Genomic DNA, 12,741 nt, shown 5'->3' on the forward strand with positions numbered 1-12,741 from the left:
AAGGTCTGGGTGTTTTAACGGTCTTCTGCGTCCTTGGCATCCGCCTCGGCATTGCGCTGATGTACCTTGCGCAGTTGTTCTTCGGTCAGCGGCAGTTTCTTGGCCGTGTCGCGCAGCAGCATCAACCCGCCGACAATCGAGCCGAGGGCTATGATGAGTATCAGCCAGGCATACCAGGGCATTGTCGTTCTCCTTAGATCGGGCCGTGGGCAACGGTTACATGAATTTTGAGCAATTGCCCGTTCCGTTGGTTCAATTATAGGTGCCAGGCCTTGTTGGGCCAATTCCGTGACCTGCGGGCCCCAAAGCCTGCGCCACTTCGTTTACAATGCGCGCCGTTTTCGACTTGCCAAGAGACCCTGCCCATGTCCGCCTGCCAGACGCCCCTGATCGTCGCCCTGGATTTCCCTACCCGTGAGGCCGCCCTGAAGCTGGCTGACCAGCTTGACCCTGCGCTGTGCCGGGTGAAGGTTGGCAAGGAGCTGTTCACCAGCAGCGCTTCGGGCATTGTCGAAACCCTGTGTGACAAGGGCTTCGAAGTGTTCCTGGACCTCAAGTTCCACGACATTCCCAACACCACCGCCATGGCCGTAAAGGCTGCCGCCGAGATGGGCGTGTGGATGGTCAACGTGCATTGCTCCGGTGGCCTGCGCATGATGGCGGCCTGCCGTGAAGAACTGGCCAAGCGCAGCGGCCCGCAGCCGTTGCTGATTGGCGTGACCGTGCTGACCAGCATGGAGCGTGAAGATCTGGCCGGCATTGGTCTGGATGTCGACCCCCAAGAGCAAGTGCTGCGTTTGGCGGCGCTGGCGGAAAAAGCGGGTATGGACGGTTTGGTGTGCTCGGCGCTCGAGGCCCCGGCACTGAAGGCGGCGCATCCCTCGCTGCAATTGGTGACCCCGGGCATTCGCCCGGCGGGCAGCGCGCAGGATGACCAGCGCCGTATCCTCACCCCACGCCAGGCACTGGATGCCGGTTCGGACTACCTGGTAATCGGCCGGCCGATCAGCCAGGCTGCAGACCCTGCGCAAGCGTTGGCAGCGGTGGTGGCGGAGATTCGTGGGTAATTAACCTGCGGCTGTCCGACAACGGCCTGCGCCGAACCACCGATGTGTGTTACCGCGAATACGGTGGCGGGGGCAACGGTGGACGGCGGGTGGAAATTGGCCGGCAGGCCTGGCCCTTTCGGGCCACCGATGCCTGTGTCGAACCATTGATGTGGCTGCGCCCCCGATCCGTGTAGGAGCGGGTTTACCCGCGAATACGGTGGCGGCGGCAACGGTGAACGGCCGGTGGAAATTGGCCCGCAGGCCCCGCCCTTTCGCGGGTGAACCCGCTCCTACGACGGGCTATGTCGGGCCATCGGTGCCGTGCAGGGGCGTTTAAACCTTTAACACCAACTTGCCAAAATTCTCCCCGCTGAACAGCTTCAACAAGGTCTCCGGGAAGGTTTCCAGCCCTTCCACCACGTCCTCTTTGCTCTTCACCTGACCACTGGCCAACCAGCCGGCAATCTCCTGCGCGGCCTTGCCGTAGTCCTTGGTGTAATCCATCACCACAAAACCTTCCATGCGCGCGCGGTTCACCAGCAGCGACAGGTAGTTGGCCGGGCCTTTCACCGCTTCTTTGTTGTTGTACTGGCTGATCGCGCCGCAAATCACAATGCGTGCCTTGAAGTTAATGCGCGTCAGCACGGCATCGAGGATGTCGCCGCCCACGTTGTCGAAGTACACGTCCACGCCTTTGGGGCATTCGCGCTTCAGGCCGGCCAGCACGTCTTCGGCCTTGTAGTCGATAACGCCGTCAAAGCCCAGTTCGTCCTTCAGGTACTGGCACTTCTCGGCACCGCCGGCAATGCCGACCACGCGGCAGCCTTTGATCTTGGCAATCTGCCCGACAATGCTGCCCACCGCACCGGCCGCGCCGGAAATGACCACGGTATCGCCAGCTTTGGGTTGGCCGACCTCCAGCAGGGCGAAGTAGGCGGTCATGCCGGTCATGCCCAAGGCTGACAGGTAACGGGGCAGGGGGGCCAGCTTGGGGTCGATCTTGTGCAGGCCCTGGGGCTCGCCGGTGAAGTAGTCCTGCACACCGAGGGCGCCGCTCACGTGGTCGCCGGGCTGGTAGCCGGGGTGATTGGAGGCAACCACTTCACCCACACCCAGCGCACGCATTACCTGGCCCAGGGCCACGGGCGGGATGTAGGACTTGCCTTCGTTCATCCAGCCGCGCATGGCCGGGTCCAGCGACAGGTACAGGTTGCGCACCAGTACCTGGCCTTCGCGGGGTTGTTCGGCGGGTACGGTCTCGAAGCTGAAGTCGTCACGGCGCACGGCGCCGACCGGGCGTTTGGCAAGCAGGAAGCGGCGGTTGGTCTGGGTCATGGCGGGTCCTTGTGGGCGGTGGAGGGCGTAAGGCGTTCAATCTACCTTGTTGATGAAGACGGTTCCTTAAAATCACTGACAAGCATGGTAGCCCAACCGTTGCTGTGATGATGCTGCCCGGCCGGGTGGTGGCTGACTATGCTCTGAACCCCACCCAAACCCTCACAGGAGCACGCGATGAGCATGACCTTTTCTGGCCAGGTAGCCCTGGTGACCGGCGCGGGTGCCGGCATAGGCCGGGCAACCGCCCTGGCGTTCGCCCACGAGGGCGTGAAAGTGGTGGTGGCCGACCTCGACCCGGTCGGCGGCGAGGCCACCGTGGCGCAGATCCACGCGGTGGGCGGCGAAGCGCTGTTCATTGCCTGCGACGTGACCCGCGACGCCGAGGTGCGCCAGTTGCATGAGCGCCTGATTGCCGCATATGGCCGGCTGGACTACGCCTTCAACAACGCCGGGATCGAGATCGAGCAACATCGCCTGGCCGAAGGCAGCGAAGCGGAGTTCGACGCCATCATGGGTGTGAATGTGAAAGGCGTGTGGTTGTGCATGAAGTATCAGTTGCCCTTGTTGCTGGCCCAAGGCGGTGGGGCCATCGTCAATACCGCGTCGGTGGCGGGGCTTGGGGCGGCGCCAAAGATGAGCATCTACAGCGCCAGCAAGCATGCGGTCATCGGCCTGACCAAGTCGGCGGCCATCGAGTACGCCAAGAAGGGCATCCGCGTGAACGCCGTGTGCCCGGCCGTGATCGACACCGACATGTTCCGCCGCGCCTACCAGGCCGACCCGCGCAAGGCCGAGTTCGCCGCAGCCATGCACCCGGTGGGGCGCATTGGCAAGGTCGAGGAAATCGCCAGCGCTGTGCTGTACCTGTGCAGTGACGGCGCGGCGTTTACCACGGGGCATTGCCTGACGGTGGATGGTGGGGCTACGGCGATCTGAGTGGATACCGTGCGGGCTGCTTCGTGAGCAAGCCCGCCCCTGAAAAATGCGATCACCAGGCCAGAGCCTACGATGTCGCGTATGGACAGGAGGGGCGTGCCCGGGCCGTTCTGAGCAAGTCGGGCAGCCAGCCGGCCAGCCGGCTAAAAGCTGACGCCTATTTTCAGGCCATACTCGTCACGGGTTTGTTCGTCCGAGTCAGTCATCAGGAACTGCCCGTCCAGTTCATAGTTGTAGCGGCTGAAGTAAAGCGAAGCGTATACCGGCACGGTACCGTGTTGGTTGAACAGCACACTAAGTTCGGCAAAGGGGTTGGTGGTATCTTTCAAATCAACCTCTTCGTTGCTGATGCCATGTATTTTCAATTGCGAATCGCCATTGATAACCTGGCGTATCCCCGCTTCGAAACGCAAGGTGGCATTATTGAAGCGGTAATTGTACCCCGCCGCCAGCTTGGCGAACGGCGTGCGGTTGGTAAGGTCGACATCATGGCGGCTGGTATTGGGTTCCAACCGGTTCCATTTGTAACCGGCGCCCAGCAGCAGGTCGACTGAATGCCGTTCGGCCAGTGCCAACCGCCAACCCAGGTCCAGGTCGGCCTGGCCGTCCTTGAGCTTCTGGTCATGCTGTTTCGAGTACATGCCGCTGGCCTCGGCCTGGTAGACAAGGCCTTGCGTGACCGTCATCTTGTTGCCGTAGTTAATGAATAAGCCACCTTCGGGCATATCTTCGGTTTCATTATTACGGCCGTTGAGTTCCAGTTGGGTGTAGCTCCCTTGTAGGCCAAGGGTGAACAACGGGGCGGTGGAAGTTTCGGCATAGCCAACGGTTGGCACAGTAAACAGCAGCAACGGGGTGACCACAGCAGTAAACATGGCTGTTTTCATTGCAAACTCCAGGGTGCACTGCAGGTCCGGAGAACGGGCCAGTTACCGATCACGATAGCGACGTTTTTATTGTGTGTAGGGGTGTTTAAAAAAATTTCAATACCCCACTTTTGGCGCAAATTTAATGGCGTCAATAGTGTTCGATAAAGTGTGGATTGGAATAAATGAATGTTTTACTTGCGTCGATTTAATATGGGCAGGTGCCGTCGCAGGTTGAGGGACGGGCTATCATTGATGGCCTAGTAATATCTTTTACAGCTGGCACTGAAAGCGACCCTTTTGCAGCCAAAAACGACAAGACATAGCTATTTGACACTATTCTGACGCCAGGCCCTTGTTCATTGGCAGATAACGTTGCCACCCTTAGCCTTCGGGATAACCTCACTGGCTGAAAGGGGATCGGTGATGGGCACGAGCAAGCACGGTGTGCTGGCCAACCTGGGCATGGCCCGCAAACTTGGCCTGGGCTTTGCCTTGGTGCTGCTGCTGACGCTGGCGGTGGCGGCTATCGGCGTCGTGGCGTTGCAAAGCGTTGGCCAGCGCTTCGACAGCTTGCGCAAGCTGGCCCAGTTCAATACCGACTTGCTGCGCTTGCGCGAACATGAGCAGGCGTTTGCCCTGCGCTCCGACATGCAGCAGGCCGACGCTTTGCGTGGCGGCCTGCAGGGTTTGGTCGAACGCGCCCGAGGCCTGCCGGCGCTGGCGGCGGCGCAAACCGATCTCGCCGCCTATGGCCAGGCATTCGAAGCCTTTGTCGAGGCCGTGCAAGCCAAGGAGCTGGCGCTGGACATGGCCAGCTGGTCGGTGTCCAACGTGTCCAACAACCTTGATGTGCTGCAGGCCGGCTTGGCCGATGACGGCGTGTACACCCTCAAGCAGTCCCAGGGCCAGCAGGGTGGCGAGTTTCTTGAGCAAGCCGCGCAGGTGGCCCAGGTGTCGCGGCTGATGCTGCAGGCCATGGACGAAGCCCGGGTACGCCTGGAAAAAAGCCGCAAGGGCGAGGAGGGTGTGAGCCAGGAGCGTATTGCCCAGACGGTGGAGGCCGCTGGCTTGGTCAGCCAGTTGCAAGGCGCGGTTGGCGATGCCGGTTACCAGAGTGTGTTGGGCGAAGTGGCGGGGCACATTGGCAGTTTCTCGGAAAAACTCAACGAATACACCGACCAACTGGCCCGCGAGCAGGGGCTGAAGGCGCAGTTGCAAGCCAGCGCCGAGCGGGTTACCGGGCGTGTCGACCAAGCCTATCTTGGGCAGGAGCAGGCCCTGCAAGGCGAGCTGCAGCGCAATGCCATCGCCATCGGCCTGGCCACGGCGCTGGCGTTGCTTGTCGGCGTGTTGGCCGCCTGGCTGATTACCCGGGCTGTGGTTGGCCCTTTGAAGCATGTGATCGCCCGCGCCCAGCGCATTGCGGCGGGTGAACTGGGCTTCGACGCCCAGGCGCCGCGCCGGGATGAGGTGGGGCAACTGATGCAGGCCATGCAGCAGATGGCGGCGGGGCTCTCGGGCATAGTCAGCGGCTTGCAGCAGGGTATCGAACAATTGGCCGGCAGCGCCCAGGCGTTGTCGACGGTGACCGAGCAGACCAACCGCGAGGTGGGCAGCCAGAAGGAGGAAACCGAACAGGTGGCGACCGCCATGCAGCAGATGACTGCCACCGTGCACGATGTGGCGCGCAATGCCGAGGAGGCGGCGCAGGCAGCCCAGGCCGCGGACGAGAAGGTGGACACCGGCCAGCAGGTGGTGCGCCAGAGCATGCAGCGCATCGAGCAGCTGGCGTCGGCGGCAGAAGCTGCCAGCGCCGGCATCGACAGCCTCAGTGCCGAAATCCACACCATCGGTGACGTGCTGGAAGTGATCAAGAGCGTGGCCGAGCAAACCAACCTGCTGGCGCTGAATGCCGCCATCGAGGCTGCCCGCGCCGGCGAGCAGGGGCGCGGCTTTGCCGTGGTGGCCGATGAAGTGCGCGCGCTGGCGCGGCGTACCCGGCAATCCACCGAACAGATCGAGACCTTGGTGGCCAGCCTGCGCGGCAATGCCCAGCAGTCGGTGGCGCAGATCCGCGGCAGTACCGAGCTGGTACGGCTGGCCGTGGCCGATGCACTGCAGACCGAAAGTGCGCTGGGTAGCATTGCCGCAGCGGTGTCATTGATTCAGCAGATGAACCAGCAGATTGCCGCAGCGGCCGAGCAGCAGAGTTCGGTGGCGGAAGAGATCAGCCGCAGTGTCACGCAGATTCGTGGCAGTGCGGACCAGGCGGCATTGGCGATGCAGGACAATGCCCGGTCCAGTGTCGAGCTGGCGCAGCTGGGCACCGATTTGAAGGGCATGGTGGGGCATTTCAGGTTGTAATCTCGTTGTCTGTGCCGGCCCATTCGCGGGTTTTGTGATTTCCCGTTGTAGGAGCGGGTTTACCCGCGAATAGGCCGCCACAGGCAACAACAACCCTCACCCCCTGCGCGGGTTAAGAATCACCAAGGCCAACACCCCCGCCACAATCCCCCAGAACGCCGAACCAATCGAAAACAAGGTCAGCCCCGAAGCGGTCACCATAAAGGTGATCACCGCTGCCTCCCGCTCACGCGCCTCGCTCATGGCCACGGTCAAACCGTTCATGATCGAACCAAACAGGGCCAGTGCCGCAATCGACAGCACCAGTTCTTTCGGCAATGCCGCGAACAGTGCCGCCAAGGTGGCGCCGAACACCCCGGCAATGCCGTAGAAAATCCCGCACCACACTGCCGCGGTGTAGCGTTTGGCCGGGTCTTCATGGGCATGCGGCCCGGTGCAGATCGCCGCGCTGATCGCCGCCAGGTTGACCCCATGCGAGCCGAACGGCGCCAGCAGCAGCGAGGCAAAGCCAGTGGCCGAAATCAGCGGCGAGGCCGGTACCTGGTAGCCGTCGGCACGCAGGACGGCCACGCCAGGCATGTTCTGCGAGGTCATGGCCACCACGAACAGCGGAATGCCGATGCTGATGGTTGCCGCCAGCGAGAAGCTTGGTGTGGTCCACACCGGCTTGGCCACTTCCAGGTGGAAGCCGCTGAAGTCCAGCAGGCCCAACGCGCCGGACAATGCCGTGCCCACCAGCAGCGCGGCCAGCACGCAATAACGCGGCGACAGGCGCTTGACCAGCAGATAGCTGAAGAACATGCCCAGCACCAGCAGCGTGCGGTGCTGCGCGGCCACGAAGATTTCGCTGCCGATCTTGAACAGGATGCCCGCCAGCAGCGCCGAGGCCAGCGAGGCCGGGATGCGTTTGACCAGGCGCTCGAAGCTGCCGGTCAGGCCGCACACCAGCACCAGCAAGGCGCAGGTGATGTAGGCGCCAATGGCTTCGCCATAGCTGACCCCACCCAGGCTGGTGATCAGCAGCGCTGCGCCGGGGGTGGACCAGGCGACGGTGACCGGTGTGCGGTAGCGTAGCGACAGGCCGATGCTGCATACCGCCATGCCGATCGACAGCGCCCAGATCCATGACGAGATCTGCGCGGTGGTCAGCCCGGCCGCCTGGCCGGCCTGGAACATCAGTACCAGCGAACTGGTATAGCCGGTGAGCATGGCAATGAAGCCGGCGACCACCGCCGAGGGGGAGGTGTCTGCCAGGGGCCGCAGGCGTGCGGAAGTGGCATCGGTCATGAATAAAATCCTTGTAAAGGTGTAAGCAGTTTTTTCAGACTACAGCGAGCAAGGTTGATCCTTGCCATACAGCGGCCATTGCTTTTAGCCGTACAGTCGCCAAATATTGGGCGCAATTGCGAAACTGCTTTGCAGGGAGGGTCGATGTACAAGGTTTATGGCGACTACCAGTCGGGTAACTGTTACAAGGTCAAGCTCATGTTGAGCCTGCTTGGCCGGCCGTATGAATGGCACCCGGTGGACATTCTCAAGGGCGAGACCGAAACGCCCGAGTTTCTTGCGATGAACCCTAACGGCAAGGTACCGGTGCTGGAACTGGAAGACGGTAGCTACCTGTGGGAGTCCAACGCCATTCTCAACTACCTGGCCGATGGTAGCGAGTTCCTGCCCAGCGAACCGCGCCTGCGTACCCAGGTGCTGCAGTGGCAGTTTTTCGAGCAGTACAGCCATGAGCCGTACATTGCCGTGGCGCGGTTCATCCAGTTCTACCTGGGGCTGCCGGACGAGCGCCTGGACGAGTACCGCAAGTTGCACAAGGGCGGCTACAAGGCGCTGAAGGTGATGGAACGGCAGTTGCAGATGACGCCTTACCTGGTGGGTGATCAGTACTCGATTGCCGATGTGGCGTTGTATGCCTACACCCATGTGGCGCAGCAGGGCGGGTTCGACCTGGCAGAGTACCCGGCGGTAAGGGCCTGGCTGGAGCGGGTCAGCAGCCACCCGCGGTATGTGCCGATGGTGGGCTGAAAACCGACCTGTTTTCCAGGCGCTTGCGCAATCCTTGTGGGAGCGGGCGTGCCCGCGAACACGGGCGCAGCCCGTGCCAACCACCGCAGTGCCTGCTTCGCGGGCTCGCCCGCTCCCACAAGGGATCTGCAGCGTCAGTCAGATGGCGGCAAACCGCTCATCCAGGTAAGCGATGATCGCCTTGGACTCATACATCCAGGTCACCTTGCCGGCTTCTTCAATGCGCAGGCATGGCACTTTCACCCGGCCGCCACCTTCTTGCAGGGCCTGGCGGTGCACCGGGTCGTTCTTGGCATCGCGCAGCGCCACCGGCACGTTCAAACGGTGCAGGGTGCGGCGGGTTTTGACGCAGAACGGGCAGGCGTGGAACTGGTACAGCGCCAGCCCCTTGGCCGCTTGCTCGATGCGGGCCTGGGCGGCGGGGTCGCGCTTTCGCCTGGCCGGGCGGCTGATCCAGTCACCGAAGACGATGAGCTGGCCGAGGCCAACCCGCAGGGCTTTGACGATCATGGGCAACTCCTGAAATGCAAAAGCCGACCCTGAAGGGTCGGCTCGGGGCCAGCAACCAATCACTTGATCAGGCTGAGGAACTCGCTACGGGTGGCGGCGTTGTCGCGGAACTCACCCAGCATCACCGAGGTGATCATGGTCGAATTCTGCTTCTCGACACCGCGCATCATCATGCACATGTGCTTGGCTTCGACCACCACGGCCACGCCCGCAGCACCGGTTACCTGCTGCACGGCTTCGGCGATCTGGCGGCTGAGGTTTTCCTGGATCTGCAGGCGGCGGGCGTACATGTCGACGATACGTGCCACCTTCGACAGGCCCAGTACCTTGCCCTTCGGCAGGTAGGCAACGTGTGCCTTGCCAATGAACGGCAGCATGTGGTGTTCGCACATCGAATACAGCTCGATGTCCCGGACCAGCACCATTTCGCTGTTGTCAGAGCTGAACAAAGCGTTGTTGGTGACTTCTTCCAGTGTTTGCTCATAACCGCGGCAAAGGTACTTCATCGCCTTTGCAGCCCGCTTGGGCGTGTCGAGCAGGCCCTCACGGGAGACGTCCTCGCCAATCTGGCTGAGGATCTCGGTGTAGTTCTGTTCCAGGGACATGGATCTACCTGTGGGAAAAAATCGCAAAAACGAAGGGTACGGCGGTGAGGGCGGCGCTGCAAGCGCGGCGTTACTCGTCGCGGCCTTCGAGCATGGTTCGCTTCAGCATCACATACACCGCGCCGGTGCCGCCGTGGCGGGCACTGCACGAGGCAAAACCGAGCACTTGCGGGTGCTGGCGCAGCCAGGTGTTGACGTGGCTTTTGATCATCGGGCGCTTGCCGTCCAGGCGTGCGGCCTTGCCGTGGGTCACCCGCACGCAGCGCACCTCCAGTTTGGTGGCTTCGGCGATGAAGTCCCACAAGGTTTCGCGGGCCTTTTCCACCGTCATGCCGTGCAGGTCGAGGCTGCCCTCGAATGGAATCTGCCCCAGCTTCAGCTTGCGCAGTTGGCCTTCCTGTACGCCATCGCGGCGCCACATCAGCTCGTCTTCGGCGCCTACGTCGATGACGAACTGGTCGGACATGCCATCGATGACCAAAGCCTTGTCACTGCGCACGGTCGCCGCCTGGCGCAGGCCGGCCAGCTTCTGGCGGTCGGCCTTGGGCTTGCCGACGTCGGCACGGTCGTGGCGGATCGGCTTTACGCCGCGCACTTCGGCCTTGAACAGGGAAAAATCGTCGTCTTGCATGATGCCTCCACGTAGGCGGCGTAGTTTACGCGACTGTGGGGCCGTGTGCAGCCTGTGCGGGCCTCTTCGCGGGTAAACCCGCTCCTACGGGGATGTCACAGAGCCTGAAGGCGGCGGGGTACCTGTAGGAGCGGGTTTACCCGCGAAGAGGCCCGCACAGGTTACGCAAAACCATCAATCGTGCTTCTTCATCAGGTGCGGCGACAGGTTAAGCTCCCGCCCGCGGCGCAAGCGGATACGGCTGCGCCGCCAGAAACGCACACCCAGCCACAGCAACAACAAGCCAGCCACGGTGAGGATGCTGGACAACGGTTTGTTGGCGTTGAGTTCCTGCAGGGCAGGGTAGTTGCCCAGCAGGCCGGCGACGCCGGCCATGGCCAGCAGTACGCCCAGCGTCGCCAGCAGGGCCGACAGGCCGGCCGCCAGGCGGGCGCCCCAGTTACGCGGTTCGCGCGGGCGCAGGCGCTTGGCGTCGAAACTGCCTTTAAGCTTCATTCCGCTCTCCTCGGTGGATATCCGGAATTCGACCTGCTGCTGCCCATCGGGTTCCGCCCGGCTGCCGGGCGGTCCTGCAAGCCGCTCAGATCAGGCTGGCGGTGGGTGCGACGCAAGCGAAGTTGTCAGCCATCACGGCCATTTCGCACTGGTGAATCTGCGCGGCCGGAATGACGCCGTCCTTGAATGCCAGGTCGCGGGTGGCCGACGCGTCTTCTACCAGGGTGCACCGATAACCATAGTCCTTGGCGCGGCGAACGGTGGTGCTGACGCTGGAATGGCTCATGAAACCACAGACGATCAGGTCCAGGTGGCCCAGCTCCTGCAATGTTTCGTGCAGCTTGGTGTTCTTGAACGCGTTGGGCATGCGTTTTTCGATGACGATTTCACCTTCCAGCGGCTCCAGCCCCGGAATGAACTGGCCAGCCGGCCCCTGGGGGTCGAAGCGGCCACCAACAGTGCCCAGGTGGCGAACATGGATGATCGGACGGCCGCTCTTACGGGCGGCGTCGAGCAACCTGGCGATGTTGGCCACGGCCTCGTCCATGCCCGACAGCTTCAGGGGACCACTGAGGTACTCCTTTTGTGCATCGATGATGATCAGGCTGGCGTGGCTCAGCTTGGCCGGCGGATAGTCGCGGCCAGTGAGGCGAAACATCGTGGTTGGAACGGACATCAAGGGCTCCTTGGATAGGGCTTTTGTATACCTATTCTCCCCTGCCTTGGCGCCAATGGGAATGGTTGACAACGCAAGCGGCGTAGTTACTGGCCTGTGGCTAGCCTTTGGGCAAGGCAAAGGAACAAATGTGTGGGTGGGGCTGTTAGACTTTTGTCCGGTCTGAAAATAGGAGTACCCCGTGATCACATCCCGTCTGCGCACGCTGCGCGACTACATCCGCTGGGCGGTCAGCCGCTTCCACGAGCATGACCTGTTCTTCGGTCACGGTGCCGACAACGCCTGGGACGAAGCCCGCCTGCTGGTGCTGGGTGCGGTGCACCTGCCATGGGAGGTGGCCGACAGCTACCTGGATTGCATGCTCGAGGACGACGAGCGAGTACGCCTTCAGCACCTGCTCAAGCGCCGTATCGAAGAGCGTGTACCGGCCGCCTACCTGCTGGGCGAGGCCTGGTTCTGCGGCATGTCGTTCATCGTCGACGAGCGGGTGCTGGTGCCGCGTTCGCCCATTGGCCAGCTGATCGAAAAACGTTTCGAGCCGTGGCTGGCCAGCGAGCCGGCGCGCATTCTGGACCTGTGCACGGGGTCGGGCTGCATCGGCATCGTCGCCGCCGACGTGTTCCCGGAGGCCGAGGTGGTGTTGGCCGACCTGTCGTTCCAGGCCCTTGAAGTGGCCAACCAGAACATCGAGCGCCATGGCCTGGACGGGCGCGTGTACACCGTGCAGGGCGATGGCTTTGGCGGTTTGCCGGGGCAGCGTTTCGACCTGATCCTGTCCAACCCGCCGTATGTCGACGCCGAAGACTTCGACGACATGCCGGCCGAGTACCACCATGAGCCCGAACTAGGCCTGGCCTGCGGCAGCGACGGCCTGGACCTGGTACGGCGGATGCTGGCCGAAGCGGCTGACCACCTGACCGAGAAGGGTTTGCTGATTGTTGAAGTGGGCAACAGCCAGGTGCATGTCGAGGCGTTGTACCCCGAGGTGGACTTTGCCTGGCTGGAATTCGAGCGTGGCGGGCATGGGGTGTTCATGCTCACCGCCGAGCAGTGCCGCCAGCATCAGGAATTGTTCAAGGCCCGCGTTTAGGCTATTTGGGGCTGCTTTGCAGCCCATCGCGACACAAGGCCGCTCCCACAGATTGATCGCGATACCTTGGACTGCCCCCCAAAAGTTGGACAGTTTTAAGCTGCAGCCTGAGCCCTGTATTCCACAGGGCTCAGGCCATTGAGT

The 12,741-nt window shown here is 62.4% G+C and carries 14 protein-coding genes; 5 read left to right on the top strand and 9 right to left on the bottom strand.

The window, feature by feature from the left end; genetic code table 11:
- Positions 1-14: 14 nt before the first annotated feature.
- Entirely contained in the window at positions 15-182 is a 168-nt protein-coding gene (locus tag FQ668_RS08330) for a DUF2897 family protein (protein ID WP_119713389.1), read from the bottom strand.
- Between the two features lie 183 nt (positions 183-365).
- Here FQ668_RS08330 and pyrF point away from each other — a divergent pair, with 183 nt between their 5' ends.
- Complete coding sequence (pyrF, locus tag FQ668_RS08335; RefSeq protein WP_010952851.1) at positions 366-1,067, top strand: orotidine-5'-phosphate decarboxylase; 702 nt, start codon at positions 366-368, stop codon at positions 1,065-1,067.
- A gap of 315 nt (positions 1,068-1,382) precedes the next feature.
- On the opposite strand, the gene FQ668_RS08345 is transcribed toward pyrF, so the two are convergent.
- On the bottom strand, positions 1,383-2,384 hold the full coding sequence (locus tag FQ668_RS08345; protein ID WP_144179980.1) for an NADP-dependent oxidoreductase: 1,002 nt from the start codon (positions 2,382-2,384) through the stop codon (positions 1,383-1,385).
- Positions 2,385-2,561: 177 nt separating this feature from the next.
- Between FQ668_RS08345 and FQ668_RS08350 the strand changes: the two genes are divergently transcribed.
- Positions 2,562-3,323, top strand: a complete 762-nt coding sequence (locus FQ668_RS08350; RefSeq protein WP_019437197.1) for an SDR family oxidoreductase — start codon at positions 2,562-2,564, stop codon at positions 3,321-3,323.
- A gap of 143 nt (positions 3,324-3,466) precedes the next feature.
- Here FQ668_RS08350 and FQ668_RS08355 read toward each other — a convergent pair whose 3' ends face one another.
- Positions 3,467-4,210 (bottom strand): hypothetical protein, encoded by a 744-nt coding sequence (locus tag FQ668_RS08355; RefSeq protein ID WP_144179983.1) that lies wholly within the window; start codon positions 4,208-4,210, stop codon positions 3,467-3,469.
- A 405-nt stretch (positions 4,211-4,615) separates the two neighbouring features.
- Here FQ668_RS08355 and FQ668_RS08360 point away from each other — a divergent pair, with 405 nt between their 5' ends.
- Positions 4,616-6,556, top strand: a complete 1,941-nt coding sequence (locus tag FQ668_RS08360; protein ID WP_014591981.1) for a methyl-accepting chemotaxis protein — start codon at positions 4,616-4,618, stop codon at positions 6,554-6,556.
- A gap of 96 nt (positions 6,557-6,652) precedes the next feature.
- Here the strand turns inward: FQ668_RS08360 and FQ668_RS08365 are convergent, their stop codons facing one another.
- Complete coding sequence (locus tag FQ668_RS08365) at positions 6,653-7,843, bottom strand: benzoate/H(+) symporter BenE family transporter (RefSeq protein WP_003252785.1); 1,191 nt, start codon at positions 7,841-7,843, stop codon at positions 6,653-6,655.
- Between the two features lie 144 nt (positions 7,844-7,987).
- Here FQ668_RS08365 and FQ668_RS08370 point away from each other — a divergent pair, with 144 nt between their 5' ends.
- The gene (locus FQ668_RS08370; RefSeq protein WP_144179986.1) at positions 7,988-8,590 is read left to right on the top strand and encodes a glutathione S-transferase family protein; all 603 of its coding nucleotides are present in this window, start codon (positions 7,988-7,990) and stop codon (positions 8,588-8,590) included.
- 138 nt (positions 8,591-8,728) lie between these two features.
- Here FQ668_RS08370 and FQ668_RS08380 read toward each other — a convergent pair whose 3' ends face one another.
- The 5 genes from FQ668_RS08380 to FQ668_RS08400 all read right to left on the bottom strand — a co-directional run bounded on the left by FQ668_RS08380 (position 8,729) and on the right by FQ668_RS08400 (position 11,507).
- Positions 8,729-9,100 carry a glutaredoxin gene (locus FQ668_RS08380; RefSeq protein WP_144179988.1) on the bottom strand — a complete coding sequence of 124 codons (372 nt, stop codon included), beginning with the start codon at positions 9,098-9,100 and terminating at the stop codon, positions 8,729-8,731.
- 59 nt (positions 9,101-9,159) lie between these two features.
- On the bottom strand, positions 9,160-9,705 hold the full coding sequence (gene folE / locus FQ668_RS08385; protein WP_003252789.1) for a GTP cyclohydrolase I FolE: 546 nt from the start codon (positions 9,703-9,705) through the stop codon (positions 9,160-9,162).
- Positions 9,706-9,775: 70 nt separating this feature from the next.
- The gene (locus tag FQ668_RS08390; RefSeq protein WP_019437969.1) at positions 9,776-10,336 is read right to left on the bottom strand and encodes a Smr/MutS family protein; all 561 of its coding nucleotides are present in this window, start codon (positions 10,334-10,336) and stop codon (positions 9,776-9,778) included.
- A gap of 174 nt (positions 10,337-10,510) precedes the next feature.
- On the bottom strand, positions 10,511-10,831 hold the full coding sequence (locus FQ668_RS08395; protein ID WP_004577080.1) for a hypothetical protein: 321 nt from the start codon (positions 10,829-10,831) through the stop codon (positions 10,511-10,513).
- An 85-nt stretch (positions 10,832-10,916) separates the two neighbouring features.
- A complete protein-coding gene (locus FQ668_RS08400; RefSeq protein ID WP_003252796.1) occupies positions 10,917-11,507 on the bottom strand; it encodes a cysteine hydrolase family protein in 591 nt (196 codons plus the stop codon).
- Between the two features lie 181 nt (positions 11,508-11,688).
- Here FQ668_RS08400 and prmB point away from each other — a divergent pair, with 181 nt between their 5' ends.
- Positions 11,689-12,597: a 50S ribosomal protein L3 N(5)-glutamine methyltransferase gene (gene prmB / locus FQ668_RS08405; RefSeq protein ID WP_003252797.1), complete on the top strand. Its 909-nt coding sequence runs from the start codon at positions 11,689-11,691 to the stop codon at positions 12,595-12,597.
- Positions 12,598-12,741: the final 144 nt, after the last annotated feature.

This window comes from Pseudomonas sp. Kh14, assembly GCF_900291005.1.
GTDB lineage: Bacteria > Pseudomonadota > Gammaproteobacteria > Pseudomonadales > Pseudomonadaceae > Aquipseudomonas > Aquipseudomonas alloputida.

Bases quoted from the DNA above. Each gene is read 5' to 3' on its own strand.
- FQ668_RS08330 (WP_119713389.1), bottom strand. From the start codon at position 182: ATGCCCTGGTATGCCTGGCTGATACTCATCATAGCCCTCGGCTCGATT.
- pyrF (WP_010952851.1), top strand. From the start codon at position 366: ATGTCCGCCTGCCAGACGCCCCTGATCGTCGCCCTGGATTTCCCTACC.
- FQ668_RS08345 (WP_144179980.1), bottom strand. From the start codon at position 2,384: ATGACCCAGACCAACCGCCGCTTCCTGCTTGCCAAACGCCCGGTCGGC.
- FQ668_RS08350 (WP_019437197.1), top strand. From the start codon at position 2,562: ATGAGCATGACCTTTTCTGGCCAGGTAGCCCTGGTGACCGGCGCGGGT.
- FQ668_RS08355 (WP_144179983.1), bottom strand. From the start codon at position 4,210: ATGAAAACAGCCATGTTTACTGCTGTGGTCACCCCGTTGCTGCTGTTT.
- FQ668_RS08360 (WP_014591981.1), top strand. From the start codon at position 4,616: ATGGGCACGAGCAAGCACGGTGTGCTGGCCAACCTGGGCATGGCCCGC.
- FQ668_RS08365 (WP_003252785.1), bottom strand. From the start codon at position 7,843: ATGACCGATGCCACTTCCGCACGCCTGCGGCCCCTGGCAGACACCTCC.
- FQ668_RS08370 (WP_144179986.1), top strand. From the start codon at position 7,988: ATGTACAAGGTTTATGGCGACTACCAGTCGGGTAACTGTTACAAGGTC.
- FQ668_RS08380 (WP_144179988.1), bottom strand. From the start codon at position 9,100: ATGATCGTCAAAGCCCTGCGGGTTGGCCTCGGCCAGCTCATCGTCTTC.
- folE (WP_003252789.1), bottom strand. From the start codon at position 9,705: ATGTCCCTGGAACAGAACTACACCGAGATCCTCAGCCAGATTGGCGAG.
- FQ668_RS08390 (WP_019437969.1), bottom strand. From the start codon at position 10,336: ATGCAAGACGACGATTTTTCCCTGTTCAAGGCCGAAGTGCGCGGCGTA.
- FQ668_RS08395 (WP_004577080.1), bottom strand. From the start codon at position 10,831: ATGAAGCTTAAAGGCAGTTTCGACGCCAAGCGCCTGCGCCCGCGCGAA.
- FQ668_RS08400 (WP_003252796.1), bottom strand. From the start codon at position 11,507: ATGTCCGTTCCAACCACGATGTTTCGCCTCACTGGCCGCGACTATCCG.